Annotated in this window: 16 protein-coding genes; all 16 read right to left on the reverse strand. The window is 36.2% G+C overall.

All coding sequences use genetic code 11. The features are described from left to right. Positions 1 to 184 precede the first annotated feature (184 nt). Positions 185 to 772: an aggregation-promoting factor gene (apf, locus tag I586_RS10720; RefSeq protein ID WP_010766175.1), complete on the reverse strand. Its 588-nt coding sequence runs from the start codon at positions 770 to 772 to the stop codon at positions 185 to 187. Between the two features lie 435 nt (positions 773 to 1,207). Next, positions 1,208 to 2,440: a hypothetical protein gene (locus tag I586_RS10725; RefSeq protein WP_010766176.1), complete on the reverse strand. Its 1,233-nt coding sequence runs from the start codon at positions 2,438 to 2,440 to the stop codon at positions 1,208 to 1,210. Between the two features lie 24 nt (positions 2,441 to 2,464). After that, complete coding sequence (locus I586_RS10730) at positions 2,465 to 4,267, reverse strand: glucosaminidase domain-containing protein (RefSeq protein WP_010766177.1); 1,803 nt, start codon at positions 4,265 to 4,267, stop codon at positions 2,465 to 2,467. Between the two features lie 17 nt (positions 4,268 to 4,284). Then, positions 4,285 to 5,457 carry a coiled-coil domain-containing protein gene (locus tag I586_RS10735; protein WP_010766178.1) on the reverse strand — a complete coding sequence of 391 codons (1,173 nt, stop codon included), beginning with the start codon at positions 5,455 to 5,457 and terminating at the stop codon, positions 4,285 to 4,287. 869 nt (positions 5,458 to 6,326) lie between these two features. Next, complete coding sequence (locus tag I586_RS10740) at positions 6,327 to 7,733, reverse strand: glycoside hydrolase family 1 protein (RefSeq protein WP_010766179.1); 1,407 nt, start codon at positions 7,731 to 7,733, stop codon at positions 6,327 to 6,329. Between the two features lie 22 nt (positions 7,734 to 7,755). Further along, the gene (locus I586_RS10745; RefSeq protein WP_010766180.1) at positions 7,756 to 9,618 is read right to left on the reverse strand and encodes a beta-glucoside-specific PTS transporter subunit IIABC; all 1,863 of its coding nucleotides are present in this window, start codon (positions 9,616 to 9,618) and stop codon (positions 7,756 to 7,758) included. A gap of 96 nt (positions 9,619 to 9,714) precedes the next feature. Continuing rightward, positions 9,715 to 10,548: a BglG family transcription antiterminator LicT gene (licT, locus tag I586_RS10750; RefSeq protein ID WP_010766181.1), complete on the reverse strand. Its 834-nt coding sequence runs from the start codon at positions 10,546 to 10,548 to the stop codon at positions 9,715 to 9,717. A gap of 244 nt (positions 10,549 to 10,792) precedes the next feature. After that, on the reverse strand, positions 10,793 to 12,748 hold the full coding sequence (locus tag I586_RS10755; protein WP_010766182.1) for a heavy metal translocating P-type ATPase: 1,956 nt from the start codon (positions 12,746 to 12,748) through the stop codon (positions 10,793 to 10,795). Between the two features lie 243 nt (positions 12,749 to 12,991). Next, on the reverse strand, positions 12,992 to 14,632 hold the full coding sequence (locus I586_RS10760) for a peptide ABC transporter substrate-binding protein (protein ID WP_010766183.1): 1,641 nt from the start codon (positions 14,630 to 14,632) through the stop codon (positions 12,992 to 12,994). 36 nt (positions 14,633 to 14,668) lie between these two features. Continuing rightward, the gene (locus I586_RS10765) at positions 14,669 to 15,046 is read right to left on the reverse strand and encodes an OsmC family protein (protein WP_010766184.1); all 378 of its coding nucleotides are present in this window, start codon (positions 15,044 to 15,046) and stop codon (positions 14,669 to 14,671) included. Positions 15,047 to 15,219: 173 nt separating this feature from the next. Beyond that, positions 15,220 to 16,533 (reverse strand): metallophosphoesterase, encoded by a 1,314-nt coding sequence (locus tag I586_RS10770; protein WP_010766185.1) that lies wholly within the window; start codon positions 16,531 to 16,533, stop codon positions 15,220 to 15,222. Between the two features lie 113 nt (positions 16,534 to 16,646). Continuing rightward, positions 16,647 to 18,071 carry a 6-phospho-beta-glucosidase gene (locus tag I586_RS10775; protein WP_010766186.1) on the reverse strand — a complete coding sequence of 475 codons (1,425 nt, stop codon included), beginning with the start codon at positions 18,069 to 18,071 and terminating at the stop codon, positions 16,647 to 16,649. Continuing rightward, positions 18,068 to 19,948: a beta-glucoside-specific PTS transporter subunit IIABC gene (locus tag I586_RS10780; RefSeq protein ID WP_010766187.1), complete on the reverse strand. Its 1,881-nt coding sequence runs from the start codon at positions 19,946 to 19,948 to the stop codon at positions 18,068 to 18,070. Before I586_RS10780 ends, I586_RS10775 begins: the two co-directional genes overlap by 4 nt. 110 nt (positions 19,949 to 20,058) lie before the next feature. Continuing rightward, positions 20,059 to 20,895, reverse strand: a complete 837-nt coding sequence (gene licT / locus I586_RS10785; protein ID WP_010766188.1) for a BglG family transcription antiterminator LicT — start codon at positions 20,893 to 20,895, stop codon at positions 20,059 to 20,061. Positions 20,896 to 21,113: 218 nt separating this feature from the next. Then, the gene (locus tag I586_RS10790) at positions 21,114 to 21,446 is read right to left on the reverse strand and encodes a thioredoxin family protein (RefSeq protein ID WP_010766189.1); all 333 of its coding nucleotides are present in this window, start codon (positions 21,444 to 21,446) and stop codon (positions 21,114 to 21,116) included. A gap of 72 nt (positions 21,447 to 21,518) precedes the next feature. Then, complete coding sequence (locus I586_RS10795; RefSeq protein ID WP_010766190.1) at positions 21,519 to 22,286, reverse strand: MerR family transcriptional regulator; 768 nt, start codon at positions 22,284 to 22,286, stop codon at positions 21,519 to 21,521. Positions 22,287 to 22,338: the final 52 nt, after the last annotated feature.

A 22,338-nucleotide genomic window follows, 5' to 3' on the forward strand; every position in this document is an offset into this window, starting at 1 on the left:
AAGTCGCCTATTAACACACTACTTATTAAATAAAAAGAAAAGAGGCTGAGACACAACTCTACGAGTCATATCTCAACCTCAAGGAATCCGAATAAACGGTGGGAGCAAAAATCATTCCTTTAAAACGAAACATTTGCACCAACCTCTTCGAAAATTAGTGAGTATTCATGGTTAATTTTTTTGTTTAATACCAGCCGTTAGCCATCCAGAAAGCTTGTGCTGCTTCCCAAGAACCGTAACGTCCTGCTACGTAACTATCTGCAACACGTTCTTGATTCGCTTGAGAATAGTCACCGTTTAAGTAAGAAGCATCTAGTTGATATCTACCGATATATTTACCATTCGTTGCATCATAAGAACCGCTAGATTCTTTTTGAGCAATCCATTCTTTTGCAGAAGAAGTCGTTGCAGCTGGTGCTGCTTCTGCTTGTTCAACTGGTGCTGTTTGCACTTGTGCTTCTTCTTGTACAGGAGCCGCAGCTACTTCTTGTTGAGCTACTTCTTGTTGTACTGGTTTTTGTGCAGCTTCTTCAGCTGTACGGATTGTTAATTGATCTCCTTCAAAGATCATATTTATATTAGAAATACTGTTATCTTTTGCAATTAGATCAATCATGCTATTGTCTCCGCTGAATTGGTGAGAGATAGTAGATAATGTATCTCCAGATTTTACTGTATATAAGCTATCAGCGTGCGCGTCAGTCGTTCCCATAAAAATGCCAAATCCTGCAGTCAAAGTTGTTGCTAATAAAATCGTTTTAAGTGATTTCATGTTGTTTCTCCTTTGTAAAAAATATTTTTGTCGTTTGTTTATCGACTTTGCATACTTTAACATCTAAAAATATTTCATAGGTGAAGATACAGTGACAATTCGTTACGAGTGTTTTCATTTCGTAACAGCTTGTAAAATACAAGCATTGAAACACTTGTTCGCACTGTATTTTGCTGCAACTTTTCGTTTGAGAAAATTCATGATTTTTTCTAAAAAAAAGCCATTGACGTCCTCGATAACATACGTCATATTACAAAATTCTGGAATTGTTACAGAATTTTGGGAAGTTTTCTCATAAAAAAAGCCATTTTCGGCTCTGTTTATGTCGTTTCATTTTGCAAATCAGAACTAAATAAGACGGACTTCTAGCATTTTTATGCACAAAAAAACAGAAACACTTCTAGTTTTCTAGTGTTTCTGTTTTCCATATCATATTTATAGACTAATATCTTTTTGCTCAATCACTGATTCTAACAATCGATTTTCTGTTTGGATAATATCAAAAAAGGCACTGATTTTCTCCAATTGCTCGAAATCAATTTGATAAAGCTTTACTCTAGGTTTGAAAAATAAGAAGCCTGGACGTATTTTAACTCGCTCATTAATCAAATGACATTGCTCCATCATTGATTGTAAATCCATTTCTGACACACTATTTTTAATTTTTTCAATGCGCGCTCTTTCATAGACCCATTGATCTTTAGTAACTGTCATTTTTTCAGTGATTGTAACCAATTGACGATTCAACCGCCACGATTGCTCAATAAACTTAGCTTTTTTATACAAATCATCATACTGAATCAGATCTATACGGACTGGTTTATACCAGTCTTCTTCATCAATTGAACTTTTTTGGTGTTTCTTAAATCGTTTTAAGCCACTAACGAGTAAGCTGTTTTCTATGGCGAGCAGCTCGTACTCCAATTTTTCTTTTGCCACCCGCACGCGTTCCTTTGACGCTTTTTCTCGCTTTAAACTTTCTTTTAGAAATAGAACTTCACTTTCTTCCGAACGAATAACGTCCATCTCTTCCGTCTTATCTAGTGGTTCTAATTCAAAAATTTCTTTATCTGAAAATTCATTTTCTAAAAAACGATCATTCGGTTCTTCTATTTCTTCTTCTTCAACAGTTTCTTCTATAGATACTTCTACAGGAAAACTAAGTGTTTCTCCAGATAAAGGAATTTCTTCTTCTTCTTGAAAGATAGAAAGAAGTTTTGCCTCCAGGATACTGCTAATAGATTCGCCTTTTGAGTAGTTCATTTGTTCTAAACTAGCAGAAACAACAAATTGTATCGGCTCTTCTTCAGAACTAAAAGAAATTGGAATCAACTCACAAAAATATGTACTAAAAGCTCCATCAACTTCTTCTACTATTTTCGTCCAAATAAACTGTGGAAAAAGCATTTCTAATTCTTCAAGTAAAACATCCCAATTCAACTGAGCATGAAAAAACTGAATCTCTACATGTTTTTTTATAGGCGAAGAAATAACTTTTCGAGAAAGTTCATCATTCTCTCGAAAAGTTAGGAAATCTCCTGTTGAGCGTTCATAGAGTGTTTCAGCCGCTTCAACAATTTCTTCTGTATTATCTTTTTGGTAGAGAACGGCCCCAGTCGTGAAGGGAATTGCTTGTTGATGAAAAAACACATCGAAATAATCATTCATTTGACCGTTCTCCTTTCTTGTTTTTTATGATTGAAGATCATATGCTGGCGCTAAAATTAGCTGTTGTCCTTCAGTTAAGAAATATTGTTCCAAGTCGTTCCACTCTTTTAACGACCACACTGAAACACCTGTTTTCTTCGAAATACTCGCTAACGTATCGCCTTTTTTCACTTCATAAGTTTCTTTTGTCTTTTTACGAGTTGCACTTACTTGATACTCTTTTGATTCTTTTGTTGTTGATTCACTCGTTTGTTTGGTTGTTTTCTTTTCTTTTGTTTCTTTTTTATTCGTTACTTCTTTTTTAGCTGTTGATTTGGTCGTTTCTTGTCCTTTGAATGCATTCGATAGGTTTTGCACCATATCCAACGAACGGTCTACTGCGTCCTCTTTTACGACAGTCGTTACCGTTTCTTCTTGTTTTGGAACACTTAATTTTTGACCAATAAACAGCATACGTCGATCTAATTGATTTTTTTCTAAAATTGCTAGCGTTGAAATATTATATAATTCACTAATTGATTTAAGTGACTCACCTTTTTTCACAATATGTGTAAGGTATTCAATGTTTTGGTCTTTTAGATTATCTTTCTTCTCTAATTTATCAAAAGAAGTATTCAGCGTAATTTTTTTAGCTTTTTTAGACTTTTTATTGTCTTTTAGCGTATCATACTGCGTTAAATTATAAGCATCAATCAAACCGTTCAACTTTGAGTTATAACTTGTATCTGTCGCATAACGTCCAGTTAAAAATTTGGTTGCATCTTTATATGATTGCGTATTACTCTTCCAAGTGCCGTTGTAAAAGGCGCTGCTCGAATCGGTGCCACCACGAAGTAACTTCACATAGTCACCTAATGATTCTTTGTATGATGGATACTTTCTAAAGTCAGAACGAATCGTAAACATACTTCCAGATCCGTTATCTTCGCTCGTCAAGAAATTAGCACTTGAACCTTGATAACTCCCTTTTATACCAAACAAGTTATAGTTTGGCGCAGAAGCCAAGGCGCTGTTTCCAGAGGCACTTTCTAAAATTGCTTGTGCAATCATTACTGATGCATACAAATTATTTTCACCAGCAATGGAGCGTGCATCTTCACCAATTACTTTGACAAAGCTTTTTGTTGTCAGGTTAGGACTGATATGGAACACCTGATCCGAACCACTAGCTGAACTACCGCCAGTATTGATTCCATTTGTTGTACCAACGGAAGGTCCAACAGATGGTATACCTGGCTGTGGTGTTGGTACACTTGGTTGTTGAATCGGTCCTTGAATTGGTGGTGTAGGTTTACTTGGTGCTGGCTTGCTTGGTTTTGGTTTACTTGGTTTTGGCTTACTTGGTTTTGGCTTACTTGGTTTTGGTTTACTTGGTTTTGGCTTACTTGGTTTTGTTGGTTCAGTCGTTGTTGTCGTTGTTCCTGTTGTGTCAGTTGTTCCTGTTGTATCAGTTGTCCCTGTCGTGTCGGTTGTATCAGTAGTTGTTCCTGTATCATCCGTAGGATCTGTTGTACTAGTATCATCTGTTGTGTCGGTTGTATCAGAAGAATCGCTACTTGTTTCGTCTGTTGACTCTTCTGTTGAAGATGTTGTACTAGTATCAGTTGTTGAGCTAGTTTGTATCCCTTCTACGGTACTTTCTGTTGTTTCCAGTTCTTTAGTTGAAGATAAAATCTCTACTTGTTCTTCTTCGGAAGCTAGTGCTTGTTCGTCGATTTCTTTCGCAACGATTGGTTGGACATCTGTAACAGAAAGGACAGCACTTGAAGTAAGCAACCCTACACTTAATAATCGTAACTTTTTACTGTTTAGATTTCTTTTTTTCATTTTGTGTCCTCTCTTTCTTATTGATAAGGATCGTCTTTCACCAAATTAATGATTTGATTAAATGCATGTTCTGACTCTTCCTTAACATCTTTAATACGTTTGTAGTAGTTTTGGTATTCTTGTTCGGCACGTTCTAAACGTTTTAGGACGCTTGCTTTTTTCTTTGTTTCTTCGTTTATAAGCTGAGCACGTTGTTGTGCTTGATTGACAATTTCTTTTGCTTGTCTTTTCGCTTCCAGTAAAACCTCACCAATATCTTCTTTAGATAATTGTTGATCGACATCCAGCGTTTTTTGAGCTAGCTGACGTTTTGTTGCATCTAGTTCTTGGCGAACTTTTGCTAATTCTTCGTAAGCCCCTGTATCCGTTGGAGTGTCAGATGCCATAATCACAATACGATCTTCTGAAAGCTTGTCGATTTCTTCTTGCTTCGCTAGTAATTCTTGTTCGTACTGTCTGATTTTGTTTGCAAAGCGCTCTGCTTTTTTACGGTTCAAGTCAGTTTCATCGATTTGACGATTGCTATCACGCAATAAACTGTTGTATTTGCTTTTTACTTGCTCTAACTCTGCCATTCGAGCATCGTAATCTTTTGGTACTGCTTGTACCATCGATAATTCATTTTCCAAAGATTCATTTGTTTGACGTACTGCTTCTACTTCATTTTGTAATTGAGAAACCTCTCTTTTACTCTTACGTAGCTCTGTTCTCAATTCTCGAAGTTGATTTTGAAGTTGGTTGTTCTCTTCTTGTAGTTCTTCCAGCTCATCATCATCGATGAATTCATTGACTGGCAAGCTCTTTTTCTTTGGTTTTACTTTTGGTTTTGCTTTTTTAGGTGCTGGAGCTTGTTTTTTCTTTTTCAGTGAGAATAACGGACGTGCTTCATCTTCATCGTCGTCATAATCTTCGTCATCGTCATCATAGTCGTCATCATCATCATAATCTTCGTCGTAGTCGTCGTCATCATCATAATCTTCGTCGTCATCGTAGTCGTCGTCATCATCATCTTCGTCATCGTAGTCATCATCTTCGTCATCGTAGTCGTCATCATCATCATAATCTTCGTCGTCATCGTAGTCGTCGTCATCATAATCTTCGTCATCATCATATTCATCGTCATCGTAATCTTCATCATCGTAATCTTCATATTTTTTTCTTTTTTTACCTTTGCCAAAAATTTTCAGCATATTCTCACTTCCTTCTAAAAAATAAGACGCTCTCTTTAATTGATTATTTTTAATGTGTCAAGTTCAATACTAAGTAAATTATGTAGATTGCTATATGTGTAACTACAGTGACAAGTGTAGTAATCTTAATTTCTTAAAAATAATCCTTTTCATTTTAGGTACCATTCTTAGTTCATTAAACTCTTCTCATTCGTTTAATCATATTCAACATAGTTAGTTATTATTCAAACGATAAAAAAGCTACATAAAAAAACTTTAAAACATGCCTACCTCTTTCTATTTTATCAGATAAAGCTTCAACAAACAAACTGATTTAGCGGTTTATTTTCATTTTCATGGAACTAAAATCGCTCTCTAGTTTATTTTCTAATTAAATATATATATAAACAATTTTCCACATGTTTTTTTATTATTATAAATTTCGGAACTAGGTTATTATTTTTTATTTTTATATACCAATCTACTTTTCTGGCTAAAATAATATTTATTTAATTCTCGGCCAGACATCAAAAAAAATCTTCGTCTTACATATGAAAAACCTAACAAATTCCTTATTTCCGCATAATATTTTATCCTTTCAATCTTTATAAGCAGATTAAAAAAAGAGTGGTTTCCTATAAAAATAAGAAACCACTCTTTCTAAAAATTAAAAACAATTAAATACATTCTTGTTTTATATCATTTTTTATTTGTTATTAATTTAATAATAATTAGATTAGCGATCGTAACATTTTTTTCACCATTCACTATTTCTTCATATAAATTCCTTGTTTTTTTCACATTTTAAACTAGCATTTTCTAACCCAACTATACTATGAAGTCATTTTTTAATCAATTAAGATCCTATGTTTACGAATAACTAATTATGATTACACAAGATTTTCTCCATTTGTAGCAATCACATCTTTATACCAACTAAAGCTTTTCTTTTTGTATCGGTTCAGAGTCCCCGTTCCATCATCATGTCTATCAACATAGATAAAGCCGTAACGTTTTTTTAATTCCGCCGTTGTAAAGCTAACTAAATCGATACATCCCCATGACGTGTATCCCATGATGTCAACGCCATCTTCAATTGCTTCTGCAACTTGAACTAAGTGGTCATTTAAATAATCGATACGATAGTCATCTATTACAGTCATTGTTCCATCTTCCAGTTCTACTAATTCATCCACTGCGCCAAACCCATTTTCAACTATAAATACAGGCTTTTGATAACGATCATGTAAGATATTTAAATAGTAACGTAGCCCTTCTGGATCGATTTGCCAGCCCCATTCGCTCGCTTTCAAATAGGGATTCGGAACACCGCCCAAAATATTTCCTTCTCCAGTTTCTAAAGATGTATCTGCCGATTCACATGTACTCATGTAGTAACTAAAAGAAATAAAGTCAACCGTTTCAAGTAAATCTTGTCGATCTTGTTCCGTTATTTCAAGACAAATATTATTTTCATTAAAAAATCGTTTTGTGTAAGCAGGATATGCACCTCTTACTTGAATATCTGAAAAGAAGAAGTTTTCCCTTTCTGTTTGTAAAGAGGCTAGGACGTCAGCAGGAGCTGGTGTTAATGGATAAACTGGCATCCCTAAAATCATACACCCAATTTTCGCTTCTGGCAGTATTTCGTGACACGCTTTTACTGCTCTAGCACTTGCTACTAGTTCATGATGGATTGCCTGATATAAATCTTGTTTTGAAAGTTTTTCTTTTGGTGTATAGATTCCTCCGCTCAAAAAGGGAGCATGTGTAATCGAATTGATTTCATTAAAGGTCAACCAATACTTTACTTTCCCCTTATAACGTGTAAAAACTGTTTTAGCATAATGTTCAAAAAAGTCGATCATTTTTCGATTACGCCATCCATCATAAGTTTTAGACAAATGAAGAGGTGTTTCATAATGTGATAACGTAACGAGTGGTTCCATTCCATATTTATGACATTCATCAAACACTTTATCGTAAAATTCTAACCCTTTTTCATTTGGCTCTTGTTCATCACCTTGTGGGAAAATTCGTGACCATGCAATCGATAATCGAAAAACTTTAAAGCCCATCTCAGCAAATAGCTTGATGTCTTCTTTATAACGGTGATAAAAATCAATTCCAATAAGCTTCATATTATCAGAAGTTGGCTCACTTGTTGGTAGTCCTTTCCAGCCAAGTGGCGCAACATCTTCAACGCTTAATCCTTTGCCATCTTCATTATAGGCTCCCTCACATTGGTTGGCAGCAATCGCGCCACCCCATAAAAAATCTTTTGGAAATTTTGACATAGTTGATTCTCCTCTATTCTTTTTATACAACATAAAGTACCGTATCTTGGTTCTTTGTTTCAGTGATTTCTTTTGCTACAACATCAATAAATGAATCTGTGTTCGTTACAACGATCGGCGTTGTAATATCATAGCCAGCTTCTTTTACTTTAGCAAAATCTACTGATAACATCTTTTGCCCTTTTTTTACTTTATCGCCACTCTCAACAAATGCTGTAAAATGTTGTCCAGCTAACTCTACCGTGTCAATTCCTACGTGAATCAAAAGCTCGATTCCATTCTCACTGGTTAAACCAATTGCATGCTTTGTAGGAAATAACGCTGTCACTTCCCCGTCAAAAGGTGCTGTAAGTGTATCTTCTTCTGGAATGATGGCAATTCCTTCTCCCATCATTTTTCCTGAAAACGCAGAATCATTAACTTGTTCTAATGGAATCACTTGACCTTTTACCGGTGCATAGATTTTTTTTGGATCATTGCTGCCAGTTTCAACGGTTTCTGAAATTTCAACTAGTTGGTCTGACTCTATTTTTTCTGCTTCATCGATTCCAAATACCCACGTCAAAATGAATGTTAAGACGATTGAAATCACTGCAACAATAATCGCATTGATGATGTTCCCATTTCCTTGCCCTCCAATAAATTGAGGTAGTGATACAAGTGACGGTACTGCAAAGGCATATGATTCTAATCCAGTAATTCCCATATAGACACCACAAATCGCACCTGAAATCATTGCGGCGTACAATGGTTTTTTATATTTCAGTGTAATACCATAAAGTGCTGGTTCGGTGACACCTGCTAATAATGCAGAAATCCCTGAAGCCGCAGCCACTTGTTTTAGGTTTTTATCTTTCGTTTTGGCTGAAACCGCTAGTGCTGCTGCACCTTGTGCTAAGTTTGCTGCTAACATTGCTGGAAGAATCAAAATATCTGGAGTGGCTGGTGAAGCTATCAGGAAAATCGGGGCAAATGCCCAATGCATACCAGTCATTACAATCAATGGCATAAAGGCTGCCATCAAGCCCAATGCTAACCAACCAGCTTTACTCTGTATCCAAATAATGGCAGAAGATAATAATTGTCCAGCAAATGTTCCCAACGGTCCAACTACAATTAATGCTAATAGCCCTGAAATCAACAAAATAAGTAATGGTTTTGTAAAGCTTTTGATTACAGTTGGAATTACTTTATCAAAGAAGCTTTCGATATACTTCATTAGCCAGACCATAATCAAAATTGGGATCACAGAGGAGCCATACGATGCAAGTGTCACTGGTAAACCTAGAAAATGAATAGGGTCTCCAAGATTGACCATCTCTACGAAGTTTGGATGTAACATGATTCCCGCTACCGTTACAGCTAACATTGGTGTTACATTAAATTTTTGCGCAGCCGTAAAAGCTAACATGATTGGCATAAAATAAAAGGGTGCATCCCCGAAGAATGATAAGATAGAAAATGTTTGACTACTATCATCTAAAATCCCCATCAATGGTAGTAAAATCAATAACACTTTGATCATTCCACCACCGAGCATTGCAGGTATTAAAGGTGACATACAACCTGAAATCACATCCACAAACGCTTCAAATAAATTTTTCTTTTCCCCAGTCTCACCACTTGGCGCTTGATTGCTAAAATGACCTAGTTTTTGCAACTCTTTATAATAAGACGCAACATCATTTCCGATAATAATCTGATATTGTCCACCTTTTCTCATTACGCCCATCACGCCTGGAATTTCTTTAATACGGGCGTCTTCAACTAACCCTTCCTTGTGTAGCACAAAGCGTAATCGTGTCATACAATGTGTTACGGACTGAACATTCTGTTCCCCACCGACTAACTCTAGTATTTGTTTGGCTGAATCTTTATGGTTCATTTCTTTCTTCCTTTCTACGTAAAAAAGACCTAAATCAGCCCATCTCTATGGATACTGTTTTAGGTCATGCTCCTGATGGATAACAATCCTATTTGCTTATAAATTTTTTGTGATTCTTCTGATATGTGCAGTTAAATAAACCAATTCTGTCGAACTTAAACAATACTCAAACGTTTCTTCTACGTACTCGCCAATTTTTAACGCACAGCGATATTCCAGTTCGTATTTTTTCTTGAGTGTATCCAGTAGTTCAGAATCGTCATCTTCATAGTGCTCACCCGTCAATAGTCTTTGGGCAAAAAATTTAACATGGGTTATGAAGCGATAATAATCTAATGATGACTCATCAAACTCTGTATTGTATGCTCTTTTGACGATATCTTCGATATTTTTAGTGATTTCTGCCACTTCATATGCTAAATCAAAACTTTTAGACTGTTCTGCATTGACAAAATGGATAGCGATAAATGCCGCTTCGTCTATAACAAATTCAACACCCAATTCTTTGCGAACGACTTCTATCGCCTTTTCACCAACTGCGTATTCATCTGGGTAAAAACGCTCAATATCCCATCTTAAAGGATTTTTCAAGATAATGCCTTCTTGATAACGTTCCACAGCTGAGTGAATATGATCTGTTAAATTAACATAAATCGTTTCACTTAGATTTTTCCCAAGTTTGATCTTACCAAAATTAATGATTTTTTCTGCTACTAAGATATGCTCCATCGGCACATCGATCAACAGTTCTGTAAATTTATTTTGTGTATCTTTATCTCTTAATAGAAAGGTTTTTTCGACCAATTCTAGATCAACGGGTTGTCCTTTTTTTTGCCCAAAAGCAATGCCTTTTCCCATTAACAGAACTTCCACACCTTTACTATTGATGGAGATGATTGTATTGTTGTTTAGTACTCGTTTTATGATCATAATAAGTCCCCAATTACAAAAAAATCCCATTTACCCGTCGCTAAATAACGGTGCAAATAGGTCCTGCTCACTTTCGTGATAACATCCAATTAAATAATTTCTAAACACGCATGGCATGCTTACCCGAAGTAATAACATCCATTGCTTGTTGCTTAGCATAGCAAATATTGGAAGGGCTGTCAATATTAAATTTAAGGTAAAATGGACAACAAAAAAAAGAAGTGCTCATCAGCACTTCTTTTTCCTACTCTTTTGAGGGGATCAATAACCGTAATCCATTTAAAATGACCAACAAAGTACTTCCCTCATGGGCGATAACACCAATCGTAATATCCATTTTTCCAAGAATATTCAATGTAATCAGCAAGACAACGATAAACATTGAGAAAATGATATTTTGCCAAACAACTCGATCTAGACGTTTAGAAATCTTGTGTGCATAGCTAAATTTCGTTAAATCATTTTTCATCAAGACAGCATCTGCAACATCAATCGCAATATCTGTACCATCACCCATCGCAACACCGATATCTGCTGTTACTAAAGCTGGAGCATCATTGACGCCATCACCCAGCATCACAACATTCCCAAATCGGGCTTGTTGATCTTGAATGATTGCTGCTTTATTTTCTGGCATTACATTTCCGACAACTTCATCGATTCCAATTTGACGCCCCACTGCTTGTCCTGTCAATTCTGCATCACCCGTAATCATTGTGGTATGAATTCCTTGTGATTTCAGATAACTAATTACAGTTTTAGCATTTTCATTAGGTACGTCCATCATTGCGATCAACCCGATCACTTCATTATTTTTCGCAAAATAAACGACTGTTTTTCCTTCTTTGGCATATTGTTCATTATGCGCATTGATTTGAGTATTTACTAAACTGAAGATTTCTGGTTTACCAATTTGATATGTATCTCCTTGGTATTCAGTAACCAGCCCTTTACCGATTTCATTTTCGACATTTAAACTTAGTTCTGTCTCGGCTTTAAATTTATCTAAAATCGCATTTGCTAGTGGATGATTTGCTGTTTTTTCCATTGCAACAATTAAATCGATACAGGTTTGTTCGGTTACTTGAGCTGAATCGGCTAAGAAATAAAAATCGGTAACAGAGGGTTTTCCTTTCGTCAATGTTCCAGTCTTGTCAAAAGCGACTGATTTAATGGTAGCTAAGTTGGCTAGATAAGAACCACCTTTGAACAAAACACCTCGTTTAGCTAAGTTAGAAATTCCTGATAATGTTGCTGGCACTGCGCTAGCAGCCAATGCACAAGGAGAGGCTGAAATCAAGAACACCATACCACGATAAAAACTTTCATTCCATGACCAATTAAAAATAAACGGACCTGCTGCTATAAAAATCGGTACTAAAATCAAGACGACCGTTACATAATAGGGTTCTAATTTTTGAATCTTAGTAGCCGTCTTCGACAAATTAGATTGGGATTGATTGACCAATTGAAGGATTTTAGCAAAGACTGTATCACTACTATCCTTAGTAACTTCCATTGTAAACGTCCCAGAACCATTGATCGTACTGCCAAATACTTCATCACCGATTGTTTTTTCTCTAGGAATACTTTCACCATTAATAGAAGACTCATCAATTGATGTTCGTCCCGATAAGATCACTCCGTCTGTTGCGATTTGATCACCATTTAATACTTGTAGCTTATCTCCAATTTTTAACGTACTTACATCGACTGTCTTCACACTGCCATCTGCTTGAATCAAACGAGCTTCTGTTGGGTTCATTTTAAGTAGGTTGGTGATTTCTCTTTTACTGCGGCCTTCTGCATATTCTTCAAGAAAATGAGCAGCTGCAAAAATGATAATCAACAACGCACCTTCTTCGTAATTGCCAATAATGGTCGCACCAAATGCGGCTAAGGTCATCAAGATATGAACATTCGGTACAAACTTTCTTTTTTCCTTTGATTCGTTGATTGTATCCACGATACCTTCTAAAATAATGTGATAACCGGATAATAGCATGGCACTGACAAAAAGAATACTTTGCAGCAGAGAACCTTCATTAATAAAAAATGCACCAATAAAAAGAACTAATCCTGTAAAAAATAAAACGACAGGAGATTTCCCGTGACTGTGACTATGTCCATGACCGCCTTCATGGTCATGTTGATGGCCTTTTTCGTTTAAACAATCGTGATTATGTGTTGTTGTTTCCATTTTATGTTTCCTCCTTTTTGGTTGTTTTCTGAAAAAATACACTCTCGTTTTTCAAATGAGTAATCATTCATATATCGTATATTCATAATACATGAACGACCATTCATGTGTCAAGTGAAAATCGATTCTTTTTTATTACAAAAAAATAGAGCCAAGGCACAACTCTTCGAGTTATGTCTCAGCTCTTTAAACTCAAACAAATGGTCGGAAAAAACAATATGTGCTTTGTTTCGTCCCATTTCTTTAGTTTTTTTCTGCTACTTGGATATATTTAAAACTATAAGGTGAACCAAAGCTATGTTTTACAACACCACTGATTTTTTTATTTTGCAGTAACGCCGTTTGTTGTTGATAGATTGGTGCAATCGTGTAATCTTTTGCCAATAAACGTTGTTCTGCTTGAAGAAGATCTGCCCATCTTTTTTCTTCATTTGCCGCATCTGTTTCAGAAGCTGCGTTGATCAATTGGTCGTACTCTGAATTTTTGTAATTAACGTGGTTCAATCCAGATGTTGAAGCAAACATATCTAAAAAGGTGATAGCATCTTTAAAATCAGGCATCCATTGTCCAAAAGCAATATCGTAATCACCTGACAGATAGCGTTCTTGTAAATTGTTACTTGGCAATGTAGTGATTTCAAATTTGATTTCTGGCAACACTTCAGCAATTTGACTAGCCAGATATTCAGCTGTTTTCTTTTCTGTATCTGTATCTTTCGTTAAATAGACTAAAGTGATGTCCTCTTTTTTTAATTCGGCTTTTGCTTTTGCATAAGCAGCTTGTGCAGCAGATTTATCAAATTTTTGTTGAACGCCATTTTCTTTGCGGAAATCTTCCCCTGTTTTTGGATTTTGAACGAAGTTTTCTGGGACAAAACCTGTCGCCGCAATCGAGCCATCTCCTAAGACATTTTTAACAAACGTTTCTCGATCGATTGCTAAGGAAATTGCTTTTCGTAAGTTAACATTTTCTAAAGGTTTTCCTTCGCCTTGATTAAAGCGAAGATAGCCCATTTTTGTATCGTTTTGATTTTGGAAATCTGCATCATTTTTGTATTGTTTTGAAAATTCCCCATCTAAAACAACTCGATCTAATTCATCGGTTTGATATAAATTCACTGCTGTACTTGTTGATTTCACAACAGTTGTTTGAATTTCATCTATCTTCACATTTTTCTTATCCCAATACTTAGAATTTTTTACGTACTGCCATGTATCAGAATTTTGCTCCCAACCTTCTAAAACGAATGGTCCATTATACAATGTTGTTTTAGCTGAAGTTCCATAGTCACTGCCTTGTTTCTCAGCAAAAGCTTGATTGATTGGGAAAAAGGTTTCAAATGTTAGTAAAGAAGTAAAATAAGGAACTGGTTTGATCAGTTGAATTACTAACGTATGTTCATCTGGCGCTTCAACGCCTAGTTGCTCGGGTTTCATTTTCCCTTGGTAAATAGCATCAGCATTTTTTATAGAAGAAACAAATAAACTAGCATAGGATGGTGCTGTTTCTGGCGTGACTGCACGGCGCCAAGCATAAAGGAAATCGTTGGCTGTGACAGGTTCTCCATTTGACCATGTTGCATCGTCTCGTAAAGAGATAGTATATGTTTGTTTGTCTTCACTGATTTGCGGTAATTCTTTGGCTACCGCCGGGATTGCTTCGTCTTTTTCGTTCAATTGGTAAAGACCTTCAAGGACCTGGTTTTGAGCATTGAAACTCGTAAAGTCTTCTTCTTGTGTGGTATCCAACGTTAATAATTCTGCTGGTTCGGTGAAGTGAACGACTGCTTTTTTCGTTTCATTCGACTCTGTTTTACCAGTTGAATTGCAGCCTGTTATAAATACCAACAGCGCCAACGTGCTAATTGTAAAAAAATTCTTCATTTTATTCCTCCTGATATACTCGAATGCTTTTAGTCCTTAGACAAAAATCACATTTTCAACGACCGTTATTTCTGGATCTAATGATTGTATTACTGGGCAATTATTCCCAATCAATTTTAATGCGCGTTCAGCTTTACCTTGTTTTTCTTCAGCCACTTTAATTGAAAAGGTGATGGCAACGCTACTCAAAGGCTTAGCTTGTTTTTCCTCTGTTCTTTCATAAGAAATATCTACTTTCTCAATTGTAAAATCGATGTGAGAATTCGTTAATATTTTTTCGTAAACATACGCGCCACATGCACCGATAGAGGCCACTAACATTTCTACTGGTGAAAATCCAATCTCTTTTTTCAACACCCAGTTGCCACTTTGATGCACCAATTCAAATCCTTTTTCACTTGAAATCAATTCCATTTCTTCCACTCCTTTTCTTGCTTACCTATCTATTTTTATAGCGTTTTCTTTTATCTTACTATCATAGTACAAAATAGTGAAACATTATAATAGTTATTTAGTAGGTATGATAACTAAAAGCTATCAATAAAAAACTCCCCGCGTTCAATTAGAACACGGGAAGCGGTCTGTTATTAAAATTTTTGCTTCAATTGATTGTCATTTTGATTTTTATCTTGAATGATGGAATCAATATATTCTTTTAAAAATTTGCTATTTTTTGCAATAATTTGATACCCTTCCTCCGCTTTGAGTGTTTCAACTTCTTCATCTGTAATAAAGTCATTTCCAGAGAAAAAGCGATAATTTACTCGCCCCATGAATTCGGCAGCAGTATCTAATTTTCGGCTGTCTGAAACACCTGAATCAATCAGCTGGCTATAGCCCAGTCTTTTACCATCTTCAACAAAAAGGTCCTTGATATACTCAGAATAATTTTCTATTTTTGAAACAGAATGTGTATTTTCTTTTTTTTGATAATGAAATGAATTTCCATCCAGTTTCACCACACCGTATGCTTGGGGTGCAATTGAAAATGAGCTCGAGACAATTTCCGTTAGTTGGTGCTCTTTGATTGTTTCGGTCATGATATCTTGTGCGTGAATATGACCTGAAAAGACGATAGGAACTTGATAGTCCGCTAAAACTTGTTTAAATTCATCCGCATTATTGATGACAAAGCCCGTTGATAATAGGTTATTATGTGCATAAATATTATGATGCATAAAAACCAGTGTTTGTTTTTTCTCTTGTTTTGCTTCTTCTAATTGTTCTTTGACCCAATTCATCGTTTTCCTACGTATCGTTCCACCTGTTGTCGGTCTCGTTTGTGGTTGATTGTCTTTTGGATAAAGATTGGAATCAAGGAAGAGAAAATTGTATTTTTTGTTGACTGCCACTGAATAGCTTAATGAGCTTTTATCGTAATTTGTTGCATTTTGATACCCAAAATCCGCAAATATCTCTTTAAAATCCGCAATTGAAATGGAGTCCGTTTTTTCCTGCTGGTCATCAACGAATTTTCTAGCCCAGCCATCGTTGACATCATGATTTCCAGGGATAACAAAAACGTGGATTCCTTTATTAGTTAGTTGTTTAAGTAATTCTGCTAATTTTTCTGCACTAACCTTTTCACCATTTAATGTCAAATCTCCTGTAATGATCAACATATCTGGTTTTTGTTCGATTGCTTTAGTCAAAAATGCTTGCCAGCTTTCTTTTTGATAATCGAGTTCTTTTCCAGCCGCAGTCTGTTTGATTTTTTTAAAAGCCACGCCTGAATCAGTCAAACTTTTATCGATATAATGAGGATCACTGACCACCCAAAATTCAATTGCTTCTTTTTGGAGAAGCGTTTCCTCTTTTGGCATTTTATCCTTGTTAAAATAAATGATTGTAGTAAAAACAACGAGTAGCCCTAGTAATATAATCCCCAGTTTCTTTTTCATGCATTGATTCCCCATTCTTTATTGTCCACTCTATTTTATGCTTTTTCACACAAAAAAGCTCTCACTGTATTTAGTTTACTAAAATACAATGAGAGAACCCCTTAAATGGCAACTTATATATTGGCACCATTTGATTGGATCAAGTGTTTATACCACTCAAATGAATCTTTTTTTATTCGTTTCAATGAGCCATTTCCTTGATTGTCACGATCCACATAAATAAAACCGTAACGTTTCCGCATTTCACCAGTAGTGAACGAAATTGGATCAATACAGCCCCAAACAGTGTAACCTAACACATCTACACCATCTATCTCAATGGCTTTTTTCATTTCTTTGATATGTTGACTAAGAAAGTCGATTCGTTCCACATCATGGATTTGATCTTCTACCAGTTTATCTGCATACCCAAATCCATTTTCCACAATAAAAATAGGACGTTCATACCGATTACTTAAAAGATTTAAATAGTGACGTAATCCAGCTGGATCGATCGACCAGCCCCATTCTGTCTTACTTACATAAGGATTTTCAACAAGAGAGCTGTCTCCAAGCAAGTCATCTTCTAAACGAACGGCTTCAGGACGTGTTGAAATCGTATTACTTAAATAGTAGCTGATACCGATATAATCAACTGTTCCAGCTTTTAGTAATTGTAGATCTTCAGCCGTAATATCCAATTGATAGCCATTTCTGTCCCACTCTTTGAGTGCCCAACGTGGATAATTTCCTCTTACTTGGACATCGGTAAAAAATAACTGTTTTTCGTCCTCTTGTTGTGCTGCGATAATATCTTCGGGATCACTCGTCAAGGGATAATTTGGTGTCGCTGCTAACATACAACCAATTTGGAAATCAGGATTGATTTTCTTTCCTTCAGCTACAGTGATTGCACTAGCTACAAATTGATAATGCGCAGCTTGGTACATCGTTTTTAATTTGTCTTCGCCTTCTTGATAAAGAATACCTGAGTTGGTAAATGAATAAATAGGATTTTCCAAAATGCGTTGATTATTGATTTCATTGAACGTCATCCAATATTTTACTTTATCTTTATAACGCTCCATCACAGTCACAGCAAATGTAGTGAAAAAGCCGACCAATTCGCGGCTACGCCAACCTCCATAGTGTTTAACTAAATAATAGGGCATCTCAAAGTGAGACAACGTAATCACAGGCTCGATTCCGTATTTCAATAATTCATCAAATAGATCATCATAAAAGGCTAACCCAGCTTCATTTGGTTCTTGCTCATCGCCATTTGGAAAAATTCTTGTCCACGCAATACTGGTTCTTAAACATTTAAAGCCCATTTCTGCAAATAGTTGGACATCTGCTTTATAGTTCCCATAAAAATCGATTGCTTCATGGTTAGGATAAAACTTTCCTTCAATAACTCCGTCAGTAATTTCTCTAGCATGATCTTTTGACCCCGCCGTCATTACATCTGCAATACTGATTCCTTTGCCGCCTTGATTAAAACTGCCTTCTACTTGATGAGCCGCAACTGCGCCGCCCCACAGAAAATCGTTTCTCATTGACCGTCAGCCTCCTTGCTCGTTCCAACAACAAATAATTTTGTTTCTGGTGTCACTTTATCGCTATCATTGATAATATTCAATGATTCCATACTTGGTGCGTCTGTTAAAATAACTGGCGATGTCATCGCATAGCCTGCTTGCTCGATCTTTTCACGATCGAAAACTACTAATGTTTGGCCCCGTGTGATCGTATCCCCCATTGCAACTTTCGTTTCAAAATGTTCGCCATTTAAGTTCACTGTATTAATTCCGATATGGATCAATAACTCGCTACCGCCAGTTGATTTTAACCCAATCGCATGTTTTGATGGGAAAATGGCGACAACTGTTCCATCGAATGGTGCCACAACTTTATCAGCAGTCGGGATAATCGCCACACCTTTTCCAGCAATTTCACTAGAAAATACATCGTCCTCTACTTCTTTCAAAGGAATCACAGTTCCTGCAAACGGCGCATAAACAGTTGTTTCTGGATGCTCTTGTACCTCTGTTACTGTTTCTTGAAAATCATCTTCTCCTTGATCAGTTTCAGGCAAGAAATCAGTCATTTCGTCTTCTTTCACTCCGAAGAAATAGGTTAATACAGCGCCCGCAATCAAAGCTGAACCGACGCCAATGAAATACCCGATTTTCGGTGTATACACTGGAATAGAGAAAATGTTATGGAACACATAGGCATTCATCGTCACACCTGTCACTCCACAAATTGCGCCACCAATCGCACCTGAAATCGCAACGATCGGTAATAAGCGTTTATATCTTAAAATCAAACCATATACAATTGGTTCTGTTACACCTGCAAATAAACCTGTCAACGCTAATGGTCCAGCTAAAGCTTTCATTTTAGAATGTTTTTTAGATTTTAAATAGAACCCAATTGCGATCCCGATTTGTGCAAATACAGCTGCCACAGCCATACCTTCGATCGGATCGCCACCCATCACTGTCAAGTTTTCCAGTGTGATCGGTGAAAAGCCCCAATGCAAACCAAACATAACCATAAATGGCATGCCGCCACCTAAAACGATCCCTGAAAGTAACGCACTTTTACCGATCAACCACATGACACCTTGAGATAACGCATCCCCAATCACCGTTCCAAATGGGCCGAAAAGCAACGCAGTCAAAGGCACCATGATCATCAAACTAAACATCGGAACAGCGAATAATTGAAGGTCTCTAAAAATAATTTTACGTAAGAATTTATCCACGAATGAATAAATGAAAATCGCTACAAAAATCGGGAAAATCGTCGTTGCATAATCAACAACGTTTAAATTGATTCCTAGAAAATCAAGCTTTTCCTGACCAATCATTCCAGTGAATGACGGTTCCAGCAAGGCCGCACCGATTACACCACCAACATACATATTTCCACCGATTTTTTTCGTTAAGGTGATCCCTAGAAAAACAGGCAAGAAGTAAAAGATTGCATTACTAGCCGCACTTAATACCATATACGTTGAACTAGTATCAGCCAATAATTTCATTTCAACTAAAATCGTTAAAACTGCTTTGATCATGCCAGATCCCGCCATTGCTGGAATCAGCGGTGAAAAGGCTCCAGAGATCACTTCGAACACATAATTAAAGCTTAGTTTCTTCTCTGTTTTAGGTGCATCTTCGTTTAAATCTGCGAGCGACTGAATCGCTGCATAATAATCAGGGACTTTACTACCAATCACGACCTGGTATTGTCCACCGCTATTTACAACGGACATCACATAGGGTAAGTTCTCCAATGCTTCTTTGTCCGCTTTTTTCGTATTTTTCAAGCTAAATCTTAAACGTGTCGCACAATGAACTAAACTATTGATATTCGACTTACCGCCGACCAGTTCAATGATTTTTTTACTTTCTTCTTCATAACGCATGATAGTAATTCCTCTCTTTGATTCATTTTTTAGAAAAAAAGTGACCCAAGAAGAAACACTTATAGACTAAGTGTTTTTCTTAGGTCACGCCTGCTTAACCAGTAACGATCCTATTGATTGCTTGATAAGCGATTTAAGTGAAGTGTTAGGTACATCAATTCATCATTGGAAATCGTCCAATCATATTGTTGGGCCAAAAATGTTTTGATTTTGACTGCACACTGATAATCTTGTTCGTATTTGACAGCGATCAGATTGATCAAAGACGAATCCTCATTTGACGATACTTCTTTATCTAGCTGCCTTTTGACAAAGTAACGAATATGGGTAATGAAACGAGTAAAATCATAAGATGTTTCATCATATTCTTTGCCATAATGGTATTTAATAATGTCGATAATGCTTTGAATGATTTTGGTTGTCAGCATGGTTTCGTTCATATTGCTCGTAGAATTATAGGCATTCACAAAATGAAGGGTAATAAAAGCGGCTTCCTGGTCTGGAATCTCAATGCCTGTTTTCTCCCGCATCATTTGAACGGCTTTCAACGCAAAGGCATATTCTTTTGTATAAATTTGTTTAATGTCCCATTCTAGTGGCGAGCGCATTTGTAAGCCCTCTGCCGCACGATTTAAGACAAAACCGATATGATCGGATAATGTCAGCAATATGGAGTCATCGATTGCTTGCTCTAATTCAGTTTCACCTAATTGAATAATATCACTGGCCAGTTCAATATCTTCAATGTCGATTCTTGCAAGTAGATTATCTAAATTGCTGACGGAATTGTTACCTTCTAGAACAAATCTTTTTTCAATCAAGACAGGATCGATCACGTCACCTTCACACTTGTTAAAGCCGACGCCTTTGCCCATAATGATTTCTTCAACGCTATCATCATTTAAGATCAAAGAAACATTATTATTAAAAACTTTCAGTATTTTCATTGCAATTATCTCCTGTTCTTGACTTGAAAAACGAAAAAAGACCTGACCATATCAAACATCACCAAAAAAAGTAATGTGAGAGGTCACGCCTGCTTAACCAGTAACGATCCGTTGACCAAAGTATACAACGTCTTATTTTCTTTGTCAATAGTACGCTTACATTTGGGCAAGACTTTACCTCACACATAACTTTGAGCCTTGTCCTTATTGATTTCGTGTTAGATTCGGCTTTCTTCGAACGAATAAATCCTATCAATTGTGTTCGCTAGTTTTTTAAACTGAACAAACTTTCCTTCACGAATATACTCTTTTCCATCAACGAAAAAAAGTAAGGTTGGCGCTGAAAAAATCAAATATTCAGCCGAAATTTCTTTGACTTTGTCTGCTTCCACTTCTCTCAGTTCAATAGTAGGATAGTTTTTTAATAGCTCCATCAATTTGGGTCTAAGTGCATGACACACCGAACAATCCTCTTGTGATACATATAAAAATGCAAGTGGGTTGTTCTCTATAAAGGTTATTACCTCTTGTATTGTTTGTATTTTTTTCATAGACCAATCATCCTTTTTTAGTTGGCTAAATCATAGCACCTTATCAGGAAGATTACGATATTTATGCCCATGTCACTTACTCACTTCCACCCAGGTTTTATAATAATCTCTATAAAAGCCATCTTCGTCTTCTGCTGTCATGATAAACCGCCCAATCATTGTACCTGTTTGATACCCATGTTTTTCTAATTTCTCTTTTATAAATTTGAAATTATTTTCTAACGGACTGTCTGATTTGATTGTAAGTAAGAATTGTTTGTATTGGGGGTTCGTTTGCTCTGATTGTTGCCAAATTGTCTCTTCTTCCATAAATTCTTTGGGTGTTACCGCAAATCCGTATGTGAGCTCTTTTTCATAGTTAGAGTCACTGTAAATTACTAAGCTTGATGGATTATCAATGTAGGTCTGCAATTCATCGGGATCTTTTAAATCAATTGGAATAATTCGTTCGACATCTAGCGGCTCATCAATAAATTCTTTTTCTTTTAGTTCTATCAAACTCAACAGTTGATCTTTTCTGCGTTTTATTCCTTGCTTTTTTTTCTTTAGTTCCGCTAATTCTGCCGTAACGCGTGTTTCTGTTTCATCTAATATCGTCCATAATTCCTCTGGTGATTTCCGATAAAGATTGGTCATTTTATTAATGGGGATATCGAGTCTGCGGTAAAAATCAATATCACTGATCGTCAAAATATCCTCCATATCAAAAAGCCGATAACCGTTTTGTCTATTTCTAGAGGATGTCAATAGGTTCATATCGTCCCAATAGCGAATCTTCGATTTTGGTAAATTCATAATTTCAGCTACTTGTCCTACAGTTAATAACTTCTCTTTTTCCATACTCTCACCTCTAATTTTAATTATAAACAAAAACCGTTGACATTCAAGTAGC

The sequence above is a fragment of the Enterococcus moraviensis ATCC BAA-383 genome (assembly GCF_000407445.1).
GTDB classification, from domain to species: Bacteria; Bacillota; Bacilli; order Lactobacillales; family Enterococcaceae; genus Enterococcus_L; species Enterococcus_L moraviensis.